The organism is Tropicimonas sp. IMCC34043 (genome assembly GCF_003390845.1).
Lineage (GTDB): Bacteria > Pseudomonadota > Alphaproteobacteria > Rhodobacterales > Rhodobacteraceae > Tropicimonas.
Genome location: NZ_QMEK01000003.1, coordinates 270,156 through 285,836 on the forward strand (window position 1 = coordinate 270,156; position 15,681 = coordinate 285,836).

Annotated in this window: 15 protein-coding genes; 13 read left to right on the forward strand and 2 right to left on the reverse strand. The window is 64.8% G+C overall.

Translation table 11 applies throughout. The annotated features are described in order from the left end of the window. Nucleotides 1–12: 12 nt before the first annotated feature. The 13 genes from DQG17_RS13795 (at nt 13) to DQG17_RS13855 (ending at nt 12,702) form a co-directional block, all read left to right on the forward strand. Entirely contained in the window at nt 13–501 is a 489-nt protein-coding gene (locus DQG17_RS13795; protein ID WP_116133422.1) for a VOC family protein, read from the forward strand. Continuing rightward, nucleotides 498–1,496, forward strand: coding sequence for a succinylglutamate desuccinylase/aspartoacylase family protein (locus tag DQG17_RS13800; RefSeq protein WP_116133423.1), 999 nt, complete (start codon nt 498–500; stop codon nt 1,494–1,496). The genes DQG17_RS13795 and DQG17_RS13800 overlap by 4 nt, the downstream gene beginning before the upstream one ends. Further along, nucleotides 1,489–2,439, forward strand: coding sequence for a polysaccharide deacetylase family protein (locus tag DQG17_RS13805; RefSeq protein ID WP_116133424.1), 951 nt, complete (start codon nt 1,489–1,491; stop codon nt 2,437–2,439). The genes DQG17_RS13800 and DQG17_RS13805 overlap by 8 nt, the downstream gene beginning before the upstream one ends. Then, nucleotides 2,436–2,969 (forward strand): ureidoglycolate lyase, encoded by a 534-nt coding sequence (locus DQG17_RS13810; RefSeq protein ID WP_116133425.1) that lies wholly within the window; start codon nt 2,436–2,438, stop codon nt 2,967–2,969. Before DQG17_RS13805 ends, DQG17_RS13810 begins: the two co-directional genes overlap by 4 nt. Then, entirely contained in the window at nt 2,966–3,871 is a 906-nt protein-coding gene (locus tag DQG17_RS13815) for a dihydrodipicolinate synthase family protein (RefSeq protein WP_116133426.1), read from the forward strand. Before DQG17_RS13810 ends, DQG17_RS13815 begins: the two co-directional genes overlap by 4 nt. Before the next feature lie 67 nt (nt 3,872–3,938). Next, entirely contained in the window at nt 3,939–4,865 is a 927-nt protein-coding gene (locus tag DQG17_RS13820; RefSeq protein ID WP_157973613.1) for an NAD(P)-dependent oxidoreductase, read from the forward strand. Continuing rightward, a complete protein-coding gene (locus tag DQG17_RS13825) occupies nt 4,862–5,896 on the forward strand; it encodes a Gfo/Idh/MocA family protein (protein WP_116133428.1) in 1,035 nt (344 codons plus the stop codon). The genes DQG17_RS13820 and DQG17_RS13825 overlap by 4 nt, the downstream gene beginning before the upstream one ends. A gap of 24 nt (nt 5,897–5,920) precedes the next feature. Continuing rightward, nucleotides 5,921–7,474 (forward strand): ABC transporter substrate-binding protein, encoded by a 1,554-nt coding sequence (locus DQG17_RS13830; protein ID WP_116133429.1) that lies wholly within the window; start codon nt 5,921–5,923, stop codon nt 7,472–7,474. A 92-nt stretch (nt 7,475–7,566) separates the two neighbouring features. Then, entirely contained in the window at nt 7,567–8,541 is a 975-nt protein-coding gene (locus tag DQG17_RS13835) for an ABC transporter permease (RefSeq protein ID WP_116133430.1), read from the forward strand. Nucleotides 8,542–8,552: 11 nt separating this feature from the next. Next, nucleotides 8,553–9,512, forward strand: a complete 960-nt coding sequence (locus DQG17_RS13840) for an ABC transporter permease (RefSeq protein ID WP_116133431.1) — start codon at nt 8,553–8,555, stop codon at nt 9,510–9,512. Nucleotides 9,513–9,542: 30 nt separating this feature from the next. Beyond that, nucleotides 9,543–10,628, forward strand: a complete 1,086-nt coding sequence (locus DQG17_RS13845; RefSeq protein WP_116133432.1) for a Gfo/Idh/MocA family protein — start codon at nt 9,543–9,545, stop codon at nt 10,626–10,628. Continuing rightward, nucleotides 10,625–11,350, forward strand: coding sequence for an SDR family NAD(P)-dependent oxidoreductase (locus DQG17_RS13850; RefSeq protein ID WP_116133433.1), 726 nt, complete (start codon nt 10,625–10,627; stop codon nt 11,348–11,350). Before DQG17_RS13845 ends, DQG17_RS13850 begins: the two co-directional genes overlap by 4 nt. Then, nucleotides 11,347–12,702, forward strand: a complete 1,356-nt coding sequence (locus DQG17_RS13855; protein WP_157973614.1) for a M20/M25/M40 family metallo-hydrolase — start codon at nt 11,347–11,349, stop codon at nt 12,700–12,702. The genes DQG17_RS13850 and DQG17_RS13855 overlap by 4 nt, the downstream gene beginning before the upstream one ends. 813 nt (nt 12,703–13,515) lie before the next feature. Here DQG17_RS13855 and DQG17_RS13865 read toward each other — a convergent pair. Together DQG17_RS13865 and DQG17_RS21690 are read right to left on the reverse strand one after the other, a co-directional pair. Then, nucleotides 13,516–14,505: an SIS domain-containing protein gene (locus DQG17_RS13865; RefSeq protein ID WP_116133436.1), complete on the reverse strand. Its 990-nt coding sequence runs from the start codon at nt 14,503–14,505 to the stop codon at nt 13,516–13,518. 77 nt (nt 14,506–14,582) lie between these two features. Next, nucleotides 14,583–15,401, reverse strand: coding sequence for an AraC family transcriptional regulator (locus tag DQG17_RS21690; RefSeq protein ID WP_157973615.1), 819 nt, complete (start codon nt 15,399–15,401; stop codon nt 14,583–14,585). Nucleotides 15,402–15,681 lie beyond the last annotated feature (280 nt).

Here is a 15,681-nt window from a genome sequence, read left to right on the forward strand (position 1 = left end):
GGAGAAGCGAGAATGGTGAAATCCGACAATCCGAACGTCAAGGGAATCAAGCACATGGCCTTTGCCGTGCGCGATGCGCAAGTGGCGCTCGACGCCTATGCGCGGTTCCTGCATGTGCCCGCCGATACCGAGATCGTGCATTTCCCGAAGTCGGGCAACAAGGTCGCGCTCTTCAACCTCGGCGGGATCGAATACCAGTTGTGCCAGTCCACCGATCCAAATGGCCGCTTTGCCTCGTGGATCGCGGAACGCGGCGCCGAGGGCCTGCATCACATCTGCTACGAGGTCGATGACATCGACGCGGCCCTGTCGCACGCCCAGAGCCAGGGCGCCGATCTGCGCCTGTGCAAGGCCTGCAACATCAAGGGCAGTCATGCCCATCCCGAAGGGTTTGTCGCCTTCCTCGACAATGATGCCGGCGGCATCGAGATCGAGTTCATGCAGGTCTACACGCCCGAACAACTCGACGCCTGGAACAAGGGCGGGGCGGAGGCGGTATGAGCACTCAGGCCAATCAGAGCGTCACGGTCGGCACCGCCACCGCGAAACCCGGCACAATGGTGCGGGGCGTGATCCCGGCGGGCGAACTTGCCGGCGGCATCCGGGTCGAAATCCCGGTGATCGTGATCAACGGCGCCCATCCGGGCAAGGTGTTCTGGGTCAACGGCGCGATCCACGGCGACGAACCCGAAGGCCCGATTGCCTGTCACATGGCGATGGAGCGGATCGATCCTGCGGAACTTTCCGGTGCGGTCGTTCTGGTGCCGGTGATGAACCCGCTCGCCTTTTCGGCGGCCGAACGCGGCAACCCGCTCGACACCTTCACCTATGACATGAACCGGATCTATCCCGGCAAGGCGGAGGGGTATTTTTCCGACCGCGTCGCCCATGCACATTGGCAAGCGATGAAGGACGTCGCCGACATCGAAATCTCGATCCATTCGGGCGGCGCGCATTCCTTCCTCGACAAGGCAATCTTCGTCGACGAGACGCCGGCCTCGGTTGAACTGGCCAAGGCGATGGGGCTTGGCTGGGGCTGCATCATGTCGAACTTCAATCCCACCGGAAGCCCGATGGCGGCGATGAAGGCGGCGGGCAAGACCGGCATCACGGTCGAACTTGGCGGCCGCTCTGCGACCGCCCCCGAGAAGTTCCGCGAGATCGGCACCGAACTGGCCAATTCGATCCTCAACATCTGCTATCACTACAAGATGCTGGAGGGGCAGGCCGTCTATTCGACGCCCTGCTACAAGGGCCAGCAGGAGGCGCTGCTGGCGCCTGCCTCGGGCATTTTCCTGCCCGAACCCGGTGTCTCGTTCCTGACGATGATGTCAAAGGGCGACCCGATCGCGCGGATCGTCAACGTCTATGGCGACACGGTGGGCCAATTGCACGCGCCGGCGGACGGCATGTTCTTCGGCCTGCGTGCCTTGCCCAACGTCAACACGGGCGACTGGTGCTGCTTCTTCTGCAAGGTGGAGGGAACGCGTGACTGAGCACGCTCCCTCCTCTGGCGATGTCCTCCCCCGCCCGCGGGATCTGGTCGGCTATGGCCCGCGGCCGCCACAGATCCGTTGGCCGAACGGCGCGGGCCTGGCGCTGAACTTCGTGCTGAATGTCGAGGAAGGTTCGGAATACAGTCTGGACCTTGGCGATGGCCGTTCCGAAAGCGCGCTCACCGAAGTGCGCGCGTCCCGTGTGCCGCGGGGGCAGCGCGACCTGGCCGCGGAAAGCATGTATGAATACGGCAGCCGTGTCGGGTTCTGGCGTCTGCACCGGCTGTTTACCACGCGCGGGTTGCCGCTGACGGTGTTTGCCAGCGCGATGGCGCTGGAGAGGACGCCCGGCATCGCACAGGCCATTGCTGCGGCACAGTGGGATGTCTGCGCGCATGGCTGGCGCTGGATCGAGCACTATCTCCTTGATCCCGCGACCGAGGCCAAGCACATCCGCGAGGCGCATGACAGCATCCTGAACAGCGTCGGCCGGGCACCGACCGGATGGTACTGCCGCTATTCCGCCAGCGAGGCCACCCGCACTCTGGTGTCGGAACATGGCGGCTATCTTTACGACAGCGATGCCTATAACGACGATCTGCCCTATTGGACCCGGGTTGGCGAACGGGATCACCTGGTGATCCCCTACACCATGACAAACAACGATGCGAAGTTTGTCAGCGGCGATGTCTTTTCAGCGTCGCAGTTCGCGGAATACCTGATCGACACGTTTGACGTGCTGCACGCGGAAAGCGCCGATGTACCGCGAATGATGTCGGTCGGTCTTCATAGCCGCGTGATCGGGCATCCGGGAAGGATCGCCGGACTCATCCGCTTTCTCGATTACCTGCAGGGCAAGTCCGGCGTCTGGATCTGCAACCGCGACAGCATTGCACGGCATTGGACCAAACTGGTTCCGCCGGCGCAGGAGGCCCATCCATGACGACATTGCGCCTGCCGTTGATCGCGCCTGACCGCGCCGCGTTTGCGCGTTTCGGCGCGATTGTCGCGCCGCCTCAGCGGATCGGAGACCGCGCCTTCTTTTCCGAACATCTGCGCCACCACAACAGCGATTGTGCCCCGGTCTTTCACGTCAACCGGGTTGCCCCCTCGGCCCTGCCTCTGGCGGTGACGTCCATGGAACGGCATCCTTTCGCAGCCCAGGTCTTCGTCCCTCTGTCCGTGTCGCGTTACATCGCACTGGTCATGCCTTCGGACTCCAGCGGCGCCCCGGATCCGGCGCAGGCACTGGCGATGCTGATGCCAGGCTCGCTGGGGATCATCTTCAACCCCGGGGTGTGGCATCTGGGCGCCACCGTGCTGGATGAGGTTGGCAGCTTCGCCGTGCTGATGTGGCGCGGCGGTGCCGAGAGCGACGACGAATCCTGCGCGATCCCCCGTTGCGATCTTGTCGAGCCCTCCAGTCACCAACCCTGCGACGTCGCGCTTGCTACAGGAGGGGCCGAGGCATGACCACGCGCTCGCCAGAACTCTTCGTCCCCGCGATCACGCCGTTCGACGAGCGCGGTGCCGTCGATCATCGCCGGCTGGTGGCGCACGCCCACGGCCTGCTGGCCGCCGGTGCGCATGGCATGGCACCTTTCGGCACCACCAGCGAAGCCAACTCCCTGTCCGTCGGCGAGCGGACCGCCGCGCTCGAGGCACTGGTTTCCGGCGGTATCGACGCTTCGGTGTTGATCCCCGGCACCGGATGTTGCGCCGTGGCCGACACGGTTGCGCTGTCGTCTCATACGCACGGGCTGGGGTGCCGGGGGGTGCTGATGCTGCCGCCCTTCTATTACAAGGGCGTGCCGGAGGATGGCGTCTTCGCGGCCTTTGCCCAGGTGATCGAGGCGGTGGCCTCCCCGACGTTTCGCGTCTATCTTTATCACATCCCGCAAATGTCCGGCGTGCCGATCACGCTGAGCCTGATCGAGAGGCTGCTGAAGGCCTATCCCGACACCATCGCCGGGCTGAAGGACAGTTCCGGCAACTGGGACAATACACGTGCCGTCATCGAGGCTTTTCCGCAGATCGATACCTACTCGGCCTCGGAATCCTTGATCCCGCAGAATGCCGCTGCGGGTGGGGCAGGCTGCATAAGCGCCAGCGCAAACGTCAATCCCGCGGGCATCCGGCGATTGATCGAGGGGCTGGGCACGCCGCAAGAAGCCGCACTTCTCGATCAGGTCTCGGCGGTGCGCAAGGTTTTCGAAGGGCTTCCGCTGATCCCCGCGATCAAGGCGGCGGTCGCCCTTCAGCGCGGCGATCCGGCCTTTGCCAGGGTGAGGCCGCCGTTTGCGCCTCTGGCCGGAACCTTCGATGCCGCGATCGATACTGCGGTGCGGCTTGCAGGCCCGCAGGTGGCCGCATGACCGGGTCGCGGGTGCTGCCGGAGTGTCTCCGCCTGCCGGTGCAAGACGTGCCCCGGGGAGATGGCCGATGACACGCCGGTTGGTCGTCATCACGGGTGCGGGCGGCTTCGTCTGTTCGCAGATCGCTGTCGAACTGGCGGCCGCCGGATTCGACGTGATGGGCCTTGACCGCGCCTTTGACGACGCGGCGATTGAACGGCTGAACGGCATTCACCGGGTCACCGGCAATCTGGCCGACAGCTTGCAGGACCTGCGCGGGATCAGACCCTTTGCGGTCGTGCATGGCGCGGCGATCACGGCTGGTCCGGCCACGCTGGGCATCAGTGCGGCCGCGCATGTCCGAATGAACATGGATCTGCTGACCTGCAGCCTCGACTGGGCGCGGAAGGCGGGCGCGGGGCGGTTCGTCTTTCTCAGCTCGACCGGCGTGTTCTGCCCGTCCGACGGCGCCGGAACGCTGACCGAGACGTCCCCCGCGACCGCCCGCGGACCCTATTCGGCCGCAAAAAAGGCCGGCGAGATCGTGACGCAGGGCGCGGCAGAGCCGACGTTCGCCACCGTCAGCTTGCGGCTTGGCAACCTGTTCGGGCCGCACGAAGCGCCGCGACCGTCGCGCCCCTACCTGGGGCTGGTCGCGCGGATGATCGCGGATGCGCACCGGGACGGCTTGATCCGGGTCGACACGCCGCAGGCGCGGCGCGACTGGACCTGGCTGCCCGATATTGGCCGTGCGCTGGCCGATCTGCTGCGGACCTTTCCGGGCGACGACACCGGCGTTCTTCATTGCGGCAGCGCCGAGGTTCTGAGCGATCTTGAACTGGCGCAGGCGATTGGCGCGCTGATCCCCGGCTCGCGGGTTGAGGTTTCGGCTGTGCCCGGGCCGGCGACGAAGGGGCCGATGGGATCTTGCGTGAACTCGGCACTCACCGGGTTTCGCTGGACACCGGTCCGGGCGTCACTGGCCGATCTGTTGCGGAACGAGGTGGCGGCATGACCGCGATGCGCCTCATTGTCGTTGGACTGGGTGCGCGGGCGCAGACCTGGCTGAAGGTCATCGCGGCCAATCCCGACGTCACCATTGCCGGGCTGTGCGATCCCGATCCGGCGGCGCGCGACCGTCTGGCCGGGCAGTACCCCAAGGCCGCGATCGGCGCGGACCTGTCCGAAGTCGTCAGAGCCGGTGGCGATGCGGTGCTTCTGTGCACCCCGCCCGCCGGGCGCGCGGCCCAGTTCGAGGTCTGTTGCCAGCATCACATGGCCATCCTTGCCGAAAAGCCCCTCGCGGACGATCTGGCGACGGCCGGCCGCTATGTCGCGATGGCCGAGGCGGCCGGCGTGCCGCTGATCGTCGGATTGAATTTCCGGTACCTCGCGGTGACGCAGGAGACGATCCGCCTGTTTGCCACCGGCACCGTCGGCACGCCGGAATTCGCCCGCTTCACCTACGAGCGCTGGCGCGATGGCACCCTTGGGCACCTCAACAAGTATCCGTTGACAATGGAACAGCCGATGCTTTGGGAACAATCGGTGCATCACTTCGACCTGATGCGCTTCGTCTACGGGGCCGAGCCAGTGCGGGTCTATGCGCGCACCTTCAACCCCTCGTGGTCGATGTATCGCGGCGATGCGAATGTCTCGGCGATCATCGATTTCGATAACGCGATGACGGTGAATTACCAGGGCACCTGGCAGGGCAACTGGGACCGGCTTGGATTTGAATGGCGCACCGAGTGTACGCGAGGCGTCGTTGTCCAGCGCGACATGTTCGGACGCCTCGGATACGCGCGGCGTCAGGACACCGAATTGCACGACGTGCCGCTGCCGGCGCACGTCGACTGGATCACGGATGCGGCCGCACTGCTCGCATCCTTCGTGAAAACATGGCGCGGATCAACTGCGCCGCAGTGCACTGGCCACGACCATCTCCGATCGCTGCAAATGCTCGAAGCCTGCGTCATTTCATCGGGCAGGGGCGAAGCGGTCGAACTGGCCGAAATCCGACAAGACGCGATCAAGGCGGGATGATCCGCCGTAATAGAGGAAACACATATGAGACAACTGAAATATGCGTTGATCGTTGCCGGTGCGGTGTCGGGAGTGCCGTATGCGGTCCTCGCCACGCCGTCCGATGACACCTTGGTGGTAGGGCTGAGCGCCGACATCGACACGCTCGATCCCGGCGAGATCAGTTCGCGCGATGCCTCCAACGTCGCCGAACACATCTTCACCACGCTGTCGTCGATTTCCGTTGACGGGCAGGTCACGCCACGCCTGGCCGACACCTATACCGTCAGCGACGATGGCAAGTCGCTGACCTATCACATCCCACCCGGTCATACCTGCCAGGACGGCGAGACCCTGGACGCCGAGGACGTTGCCTATTCGTTCAACCGTGCGGCGGATCCGGCCAACAAGTTCACCGGCAACACGCCGGGGTTCATCTTCACCTCGATCGACTTCAAGGATGCCATTGCGCCGGATCCCGAGCATGTGGTCATCAACGTGGGCATCAAGAGCTCGATGACGCCGGGCTTTCTGACCGAGGTGTTTGTCCACTGCAAGGACAGCTACGAGAAGATGAGCCTCGACGACGCAACGACCCACCCCGTGGCCTCTGGTCCCTACCAGGTGGTCGACTGGACGCCGGGGTCGGAGATCGTTCTGGAAAAACGCCAGGATCCCGGCAACTTCAAGACGATCGAATATCGGATCATCCCGGAAGCCTCGACCCGGACGGCGGAACTGCTGACCGGAAACGTCGACATCATCACAAACGTCTCGCCGGACCAGATCGGCGCCATCGACAACAGCAATGTCGCAAGGGTCGAAAAGGTTCAGGGCACCCGGCGGATGTACGTCGGCTTCAACCAAAGCGCGATGTTCGACTCCCCCGGCGCAATGGCGATCAAGAAGGCGGACGTGCGCCGCGCCCTGCAGTATGCGGTGGACGTTCCGACGATCTGCCAGCAGCTGCTGAGCATCGAATGCGAACGTGCAACCAGCCTGGTCAACCCGCCTCAGGGCAACCCCGACCTCACGCCCTATCCCTATGACCCGGCAATGGCCGAAAAGCTGCTGGACGAGGCCGGCTATCCGCGTGACGCCGATGGCGTGCGTTTCGAGATGACGCTTCAGGCCCCGCGCGGCCGCTATCTGAACGACGCCAACGTCGCGCTTGCCGTTGGACAATACCTTTCCGATATCGGCGTGGCGACGAACGTCGAACTGATGGAATGGTCCTCGGTCTATGTGCCTCTGATCCGCAAGCACGAGGCGGGTCCGATGTTCTTCCTCGGCTCGGGCGGCGGTCTGTGGAGTGCGCTCTACGACATGTCCGACCTGGCGGCGGTGGATTCGGGCCCGAACTACACCGACTGGGACGATCCCCGCTGGTTCAGCCGGTGGGCGGACATCGAGGCGGCCAAGTCGCCGGAAGAGGAGCGCACGATCATCAACGAGATGCTCAAGGTGTTTCACGACGATGGCCCGTGGCTGCTGATGTACTTTCAGCCCGATTTCTACGGTGTCAGCAATCGCATCGACTGGACCGCGCGCCGCGACGAGGTGGTTGAACTCTTCGACGCCAAGCTGGCCGCGAAGTGACACATCGGGATGCGGCCGCAACGGCCGCATCCCGCCCCTTCCTGCCGGGCGCTTGAGGGCGCACTGCAGGCCGAGCCAAAGGAACCTGTCGCGTGTGGACTTACATAGCCCGACGCCTGAGCCAGACTGTCATCGTGCTTCTGGGCGTGACGCTCATCAGCTTCATTGGGCTGCACATCGGTGGCGACCCGACATATCTCTACGTCTCGGATCGGGCAACGAACGAGGAAATCGACCAGGCTCGCGAAAGGCTTGGCTTCGACAAGCCGCTTTACGTCCAGTACCTGACCTTCATCGGCAATGCCGCGCAGGGCGACCTTGGCCGGTCGTTGAAATTCCGCCGTCCGGCAATCGAGGTGGTGGCCGATGCGCTGCCCGCGACCATCGAGTTGACGCTGTTCTCGATGGCGATCGCGATTGTCTTTGCCATTCCGCTTGGCGTGCTGGCGGCGCTGAGGCGCGGCACCGCAACAGACGGCTCGATCATGATCCTCGGAATGCTGGGTCAGTCGATCCCGAGTTTCTGGCTGGGTATCATGATGATCATGCTGTTCGGCGTGCAGTTGCGCTGGTTCCCGATCTCCGGCCATGTTCCGCTTTTGGAACCGCTTCTTCAGGGCGATGTGCGCACCGCGCTGACCAGCTTGCCCTCTGCGCTCTATTACATGGTGATGCCAAGCCTTGCCGTGGGGGTCTATTCTCTCTCGCGCAACGCCCGTCTGGTTCGCTCGTCGATGTTGGAGACCCTCTCGCTGGACTATGTGCGCACCGCCCGTGCCAAAGGGCTCAGCGAGTTTTCTGTGGTCATCAACCACGCGCTGCGCAACGCCTGGCTGCCGGTGGTCACCATGATCGGGCTTGAGTTCGGGTTCCTGCTGGGCGGCGTCGTGGTGGTCGAGATCGTGTTTTCCTGGCCGGGGATCGGGCGGCTTCTCTTCAACGCGATCAATCAACGCGACATCCCCCTGGTGCAGGCCTGCGTGATCGTCCTTGCGGGGATTTTTGTGGCGATCAACCTGATCGTCGACCTGATCTATGCGCGCCTCGACCCGCGTGTGCGCCTATGAGGAGCGGATCGATGTTGCAATCCCATCCCGACGGACCGTTCGTCGATCCTGCCGCGACGGATGTTTCCGACACGGCTGCTGCCCTGCCACCGCGTCGGCGCGGCGATGGATGGCGGCGGGCCTGGCGCAGCATGGTGCGCGCTCGCTGGCCGATCTTTGCGCTGGTCATTCTCGGCCTGCTGGTCGGTGCGGCAATCTTCGGCCCCACGATCTCGCCGCACGATCCCAACCGGCAGAACATCATGCTTCGGCTCCAGCCGCCGATGGTGAGAGACAGCATGGGGCACGTCAAGTTCGTGCTGGGGTCGGACGGTCTGGGCCGGGACGTGCTGTCGCGGCTGCTCTATGGCGCTCGAATCTCTCTGCTGGTGGGGGTCACCGCCATTGCCATCGGCGGCTCGCTCGGCGTGGCGCTGGGGTTGATCTCGGGCTATTTCGGCGGCTGGATCGACGACGTGATCATGCGGTTGGGCGACATCCAGCTGGCGTTTCCTTTCGTGCTGATGGCGATCATGTTCCTGGTGGTGCTCGGGCCGGGGGTGGTCAACCTGATCGTCGTGCTCGGGATCGGTCAATGGATCACCTACGCGCGGATCGTGCGGGCGCAGACCTTCTCGTTGCGCGAGAAGGAATTCGTCGAAGCCGCGCGCGCCCTTGGTGCCAGCCACATGTCGATCATGTTCGTCACCATTCTGCCCAACGTGATTGCGCCCCTGACGGTGATCGCGTCCTTCAACATCGCCTCGGTCATCCTGGCCGAGGCCGCCCTGTCGTTCCTGGGACTGGGCGTTCCACCCTCGGTGCCGACCTGGGGCTCGATGCTGGCCGAAAGCCGTGACCAGCTGATCGCCAACAAGTGGTGGCTGGCCGTGTTCCCCGGCATGGCAATCGTTCTGACGGTGCTGGCCTTCAATATCATCGGCGACTGGCTGCGCGACTTCCTCGACCCGCGGCTCAAGACGAATGGCTGAGCATTCTTCCATCAACGCAAAGGAGACGACATGATCAGGGTCGGCATTATCGGGGCGAGCTTTGCGCGTGACGCCTATCTGCCAGCGTTCCGGCATATCGCGGGGGCAAAGGTGGTGGCGCTTGCGTCCGGTCGCATCGCCAGTGCGAAGGCCGCGGCAGAGCCACACGGGATCGGCGCGGTCTACGATGACTGGCAACGCATGCTGGACGAGCAGAAGCCGGACCTTGTGTGCATCGCGACGCCCACGAACCTGCACTTGCCGATGACGCTCGCCGCTATTGCCGCGGGTGCCCATGTGCTGTGCGAAAAACCGACGGCGATGACCGCAGACGAGGCCCGAGCGATGCTGGACGCTGCCGAAGGCGCGGGTAGGGTCCACATGATCGACCACGAATTGCGCTTCAATCCCAATCGGGCGCGCATCTCTGCGATGATCGCGGAAGGCGACCTGGGAGAGATCCGGCACGTCAACATCACCAACATCGGCGCCTCCTGGAATGATCCGGCATCGCGCCCGATGGGCGATTGGTGGTCCGACGCGGCACAGGGCGGGGGCCGGCTGGGCGCGAATGGATCGCATCAGGTCGACATGCTCCGCTGGTGGCTGGGCGAGCCTGCGGCGGTGGTAGGCCAGGCGCTGACGCGGGTGCCCGACAGGGTCGACCCCAAGACCGGGCAGGCCTGGACGGCGACCGCCGACGACCTGACCCACTTCACGCTGGAAATGGCATCGGGCGCCATCGCGCAGGTGTTCATGAGCGGCGTCGCGGCCACCAACATGGGCAACGAGACGCAGGTGTTCGGGTCAAGGGGCACGCTGACCCTGTCGAACGGCGATGAGAGGCTGTGGTTTGCCAAGGCCGGCGACAAGGGGTTCACCGAGATCACCGAGGCCGACCCTGCTGCGGCGCTGCCGGGGCTGAACAAGGGGATCTGGAACGTCTCGGTTCTGGCGGCGCTGCGTGAACTCGTTGCGGCGATATCGGATGCCCGGCCGCTGCACAGGGGCGCGACATTCCTCGACGGAGTACGCAACCAGCAGGTGCTGGACGCGGTCCTGACCTCGACCCGCAGCCGCAGCTGGGAAAGCCTGCCGGCGGTGGGCGCAGCATGACCCCGCCGATCGACGCTCAGCGCGTGGTCGTGACCGGCGCGGCGCAGGGGCTGGGCGCCGCGATCGCCCGGGCCTTTGCAGCCAGAGGTGCTGACCTCATACTGATCGACCGCGCGGCGGAGGCGCTGCAGGCGGTGGCCATGCAGTGCGGACCGCGTGCGCGTGCCATAGCGGCCGATCTGGCCGACGCCGGACAGACCCGGGCCGCGGCGGCCGCGATGTGCGACGGCGGCCCTGTCGACACTTTGATCCACAACGCGGCGATCCTTCGTCCCGCGCCGTTGGAGATGACAGATTTCGAGACCTTCCGCGCCACGCTCGACGTTGGACTTCAGGCGGCCTTCCTGCTGTCGCAGGCGGTCTGGGCCGAGATGAAGGCGCGCGGCGGTACCTTGATCTTTGTCTCGTCGCAATCGGGCATCAAGGGCTTTGCCGACGAAACCGGCTATTGCATGGCCAAGCACGGGCTCGAGGGGTTCTCGAAATGTCTCGCGCTGGAGGCGGGCACAGCGGATATCGTCTCCTGCACCATTACGCCCGGGCATCTGATGCACACACCGATGTCAGAGGCCAATTATTCTGCGGATCTGAAGCGGCAATGGATATCTCCCGACCGGCTGGCGCCGGCCTTTGTCAGGATCGCCGAAAGCCGGGCGCCCGACCTGAACGGCCAGCGCCTGAATGCCTGGGAGATCGTGCAACAAATGGAAATGGCACAATGAAAGACATTTACGCCTACATCGATGCCCACGCTGACGAGTTTGTTGCGGATCTGCAGACACTTGTCCGGCAGCCATCGGTCTCGGCCCAGAACATCGGGTTGCGGGACTGTGCCGATCTCGTGCGCCGGATGATGCACGACGATGGCCTGCCGGCCGAGTTTTACGAACTCGAAGCCGGGCCGCCGGTGGTCTTTGGCACTTTGCCGTCGCCGGTCTCGAAAAAGACGCTGTTGTGCTATTCCCACTATGACGTGCAGCCACCCGAACCGGTGGAGGCCTGGAGCCATGGCGGGCCATGGTCGGCTGCCATCGTCGATGGCGTGCTGTACGGACGTGGCGCCACCGACAACAAAAGCGGTGTTCTGGCCTTCAACAAGGCGGCCAAGGCGTTTCTTGCCGTGCGCGGCGAGGTCCCGGTAACCCTCAAGTTCCTGATCGAGGGCGAAGAGGAAATCGGCAGCCCCCATCTGGCCGCCTGGGCCGCGCAGAACACCTCGCTTCTGGCGGCAGACGGGATGCATTGCCTTGATGGTTCGCTGGAAATCGGCGCCGATGTGCCGGACGTCTCGCTGGGGCTGAAGTCGGTGCTGTTTGCGGAACTGATCGCGCGCGGCCCGCGCCAGGATGTCCACTCGCTGAACTTCCCGCTGGTGCCGAACCCGGTCTGGGACCTTGTGCATGCGCTCGCCACCATCATGGACCGCGACCGCAACATCCTGATCGAGAACTGGGCCGAGGGCATCTATGTCCCGGACGCAGAGGACGACGGCTATCTGGCCGACAAGGCCGCGCGGATCGACTTTGACATGCTGCGCGAGGAAATGGGCGTCGATCAGTTCGTCCTGGGCCGTGACGGTGTGGACGCCCTGCGCGCCCGCACCTACGAGCCCACGGCAAATATTCAGGGAATTGTCGCAGGGTATACCGGGCCGGGCACCAAGACCATCGTGCCGAAAGAGGCACGGGTTCGGATGGATTTCCGCCTGATCCCGAATATTCAGCCCGAGGCCGCCGCGGCCAGGCTGAAGGCGCATCTGAAGGACAAGGGCTTCGACAACATCGAGGTCCGGACCTTCGAGCATGCCGAACCGCCCTACAAGATCTCGGCGCGCGAGGACATTTCGAAGTCCATCATCGCCGCGGCCCAGGAAGTTTATGGCGAGCCGCCCATCGTCAACGGGGTCTCCGCCGAGGGGGCCATCCTCAAGCACGTGTGGATCCCCTGCGTACTGACCGGATTTGCCAATCCCGGCTGCAATCTGCATGCACCCGACGAGAACATTCAGATCGAAAAGTACATCAAGGGGATCAAATACGCCGCGGCGATCATGGAGCATTTCGGCAAGGCCTGAGACGCGCGTGCCGGTGCGACGATCGGTTGAACGCGCGCAATATGAACGGACGCAATCCGGCGGACCTGTTGTGTTCCGAAAGGAGCGTTCCCGAACTTGGCTGTTCGCTTGCGTTGCACAGCAGCGAGAATGCGGTGTCGGCTTGGAAGCCTGTGCGACGGCGTATGGATGAGATTCTCGACCAGATTGGAGGCGATCTCGACGCGGCCGTCGGTCAGGACGGACTGCCGGCTGTCCCGGTGCCGTGGATGCAGGCCGGCTTTTCGCCAAGGCCGGACCCGGCCGATACCCGCGGGCGCTGCGGGCCGAGCCATGCGAGGATCAGGGGCGACGCTTGGGCCTTCCGGGCCGAGAGACGTTGGCCGACGGAGCGGCCGCGATTTTCGGCTTCGGCGTCTCGACCGACATCGGACCGAATACCCAGGCCTTTCCGATCGCCGACGAGGTATGTCCGGTCAGGATCCGCGCCAAGGGTGCCGACCCCTCGCGAAGACCGGCGGGGTCGGCACCGGCCTCCTGTTCCCGACCCCGCTGCAAGACTTCGGTACCGAACGGCTGCTCTGGGGCGCTAGTCGGCACCTCGATCCTTGGCGCAGTCGTCCCTTTGGCCTTGCGGATCGAGACAATCGGCAAGAACCTCGACGATATCGGCGAATGACCGATTCCGGGCGGGCGGTTCACCATTGAACGGACGGAGGCTGATGGGCGGTCTCGGGGTCAGCCACGACATCCGCCGGACGGAACGGGCCCGAAAGTGCCGGTTGAAGGGTCAGGATGGGCGTCCCGCGGCAGATCGCTCGGGATGCCCGAGGATCATTGGAGCGCGCGCGCGCGGTCCTTCCGGTCCTTCGTGTCGTCCTGACGATAGCGGAACGGCGCATCCGCAAGGCCGCGGATCGTCGAGAGCTCGGCAATGAACTGCTCTGCCGGAAGGATGGCGAGCAACGCGTCGATCCCCGCGTGCCCGGAGGCCTGCATCACGGGCGCACAGTCGGCTCCGATATGCCATGTCAGGGCTCCGGCGGCGTCCATGTCCTTGGCCAGCATGGCCTCGCGGGCGCCCCCGAGGGTAATCAACCCGTGTCCCGCTTCGAGGGATTCCAGCGGGCCGTGCAGGTAGTCACGGGTGCCGAACGCCATCGCCGGGACCCGGGCCGCCTCGCGCAGGAGCAGCGCGATCTCGCCGGCCACGCCGTGCAGTATGCCCGGTCCCACGACGTCGATCGAGCGGCAACCTGCCATCTGCCTCGCCTGATGCCGCGCCGGCCCAGCCGTTTCCGCGAGCGTTCGGCTTGCGAGCCCCGGCAGCCCGGCCCATTCCGGCCGGAGCGCCCCCGACGCCAGCTCGGCCAGAACCCCGGTCGCGACGGAGGTACAGACAAAGCTCGGCGCACTGGGGCTGCTCTCCAACGCGTTGCCGGTCTCGACGACCGCGTCGACGCGCTCCGCCAGCGGATTGGCAGCGGTCACCGACACCGCAATGGCAGGGGTGCCGTGCAGCCTGTCGGCGAGGTCCAGCGCCTCCACGCTCGCGCCGGAGGCCGACAGGATCACGACACGATCCGCCAGCCGGGTGCCGGTCTCGGCCATTTCCTCAAGGCTCAACGCATAGGCGACGATGCCCTGCGCGCGAAACTGGCGCGCCGCGACATGGGCCGAGTGGAGGCTGGCGCCGATGCCGGTAAAGGCGATGCGCTCGCCCTTCCAGGTCCCGACGCCGATGCGCCGCGCGGCGGTCTCGACAAGCGGCAGGGCGGCGGCAATGCAGTCGGGGATCTTGTCGACGCTCTGGGTGAAGTTCATGATCTCTTGCTCCGTCTTGCTGTGATGGAGCGATCATGACCGGCCGCGAGCCGCCGTTCTTGGACGTTTGTGCGCGGTCACAAGATTCCGGGACGGACGACGCGCTGATACTCCCGCGGGGTGATTCCGAGCGTGCGCCGGAACTCGCGGTTCATGTGGCTCTGATCCGAGAACCCGGCGTTCATCGCCGCGGAGGAGAGCGGAACGCCGGAAACGATCTCGGACTGGGCCGTCGCGACCATGAGCTGCAGCCGCAGGCGCCTCGGCTGCAGCCCGATCATGTTGCGCAGAAGCCGGGAGAATTGGAACCGGCTGAGGTCAAGGTGCCCGGCCAGTTCCTCGATCCGCAACGGGCCCTCGCCCTGTTCGGTGGCCAGGCTCAGACGGTCGCGGAAGGCGTCCAGCGCCTCCAGCGGTGCGGTCTCGTCATCGCGGGTGAAGCCGCGCCGGGCGATGGTTGCAAGCAGCGCCGCGATGTCGTCGAGACCGACGTTTTCGGGCCGGGAAAGCAACTCCTCGCGGAGGCCGAGCATCATGTGAAAGATGATCTGGTCCCGGGAGATCGGTCCGCGAAGCTGAAGCGGCTGGTGCCCGTCGCCCAGTGCCATGCAGAGCCGTTGCCAGGTCGCCTCGCCGATGTTGATTACGAAGTAATGATTGCGCTCCCCGTACCAGGCGCTGGCATGGGCGTCGAATGCGTTGAACAGGGTTGTCGAGCCGGTGGGTTGCTCGTGCGCGTGGCCATCGCATTCGACCGTTGCATGACCGTCGAGCACCGCGCCGATGTTGTAGGTTGGATGGCAATGCATCGTCCCCGCCTCTGGCGGAGAGACGATGTCCAGGACGTCGATCATGTCGGCGATGCGCCAATGCGTGACAGCGCGATCAGTGGTCATGGCGGGGGCATTTCAGCAGGTTTCAGGGCATGTCTTTCGGGTCGACCGCGAAATCTCTGCACGGCGCGGGGAAGATGGCAAGCCACCATTCCAGGATTGCATTTGTCCCTCTGGACGGTTGCCGTCGGTCGAGAAAGTTCAAAAACGCCGGCCGGTCCGTCCCGTTCGCTGCTGTGCCTGCGCACTGCGGCGACCCGGCAGGCGGCCTTGTCGGGGGGCGGGATGCGTGCTGCCATCATGCCTGTTAGACGTTGGAAAACATGGATTTCGCTCTCCTTGC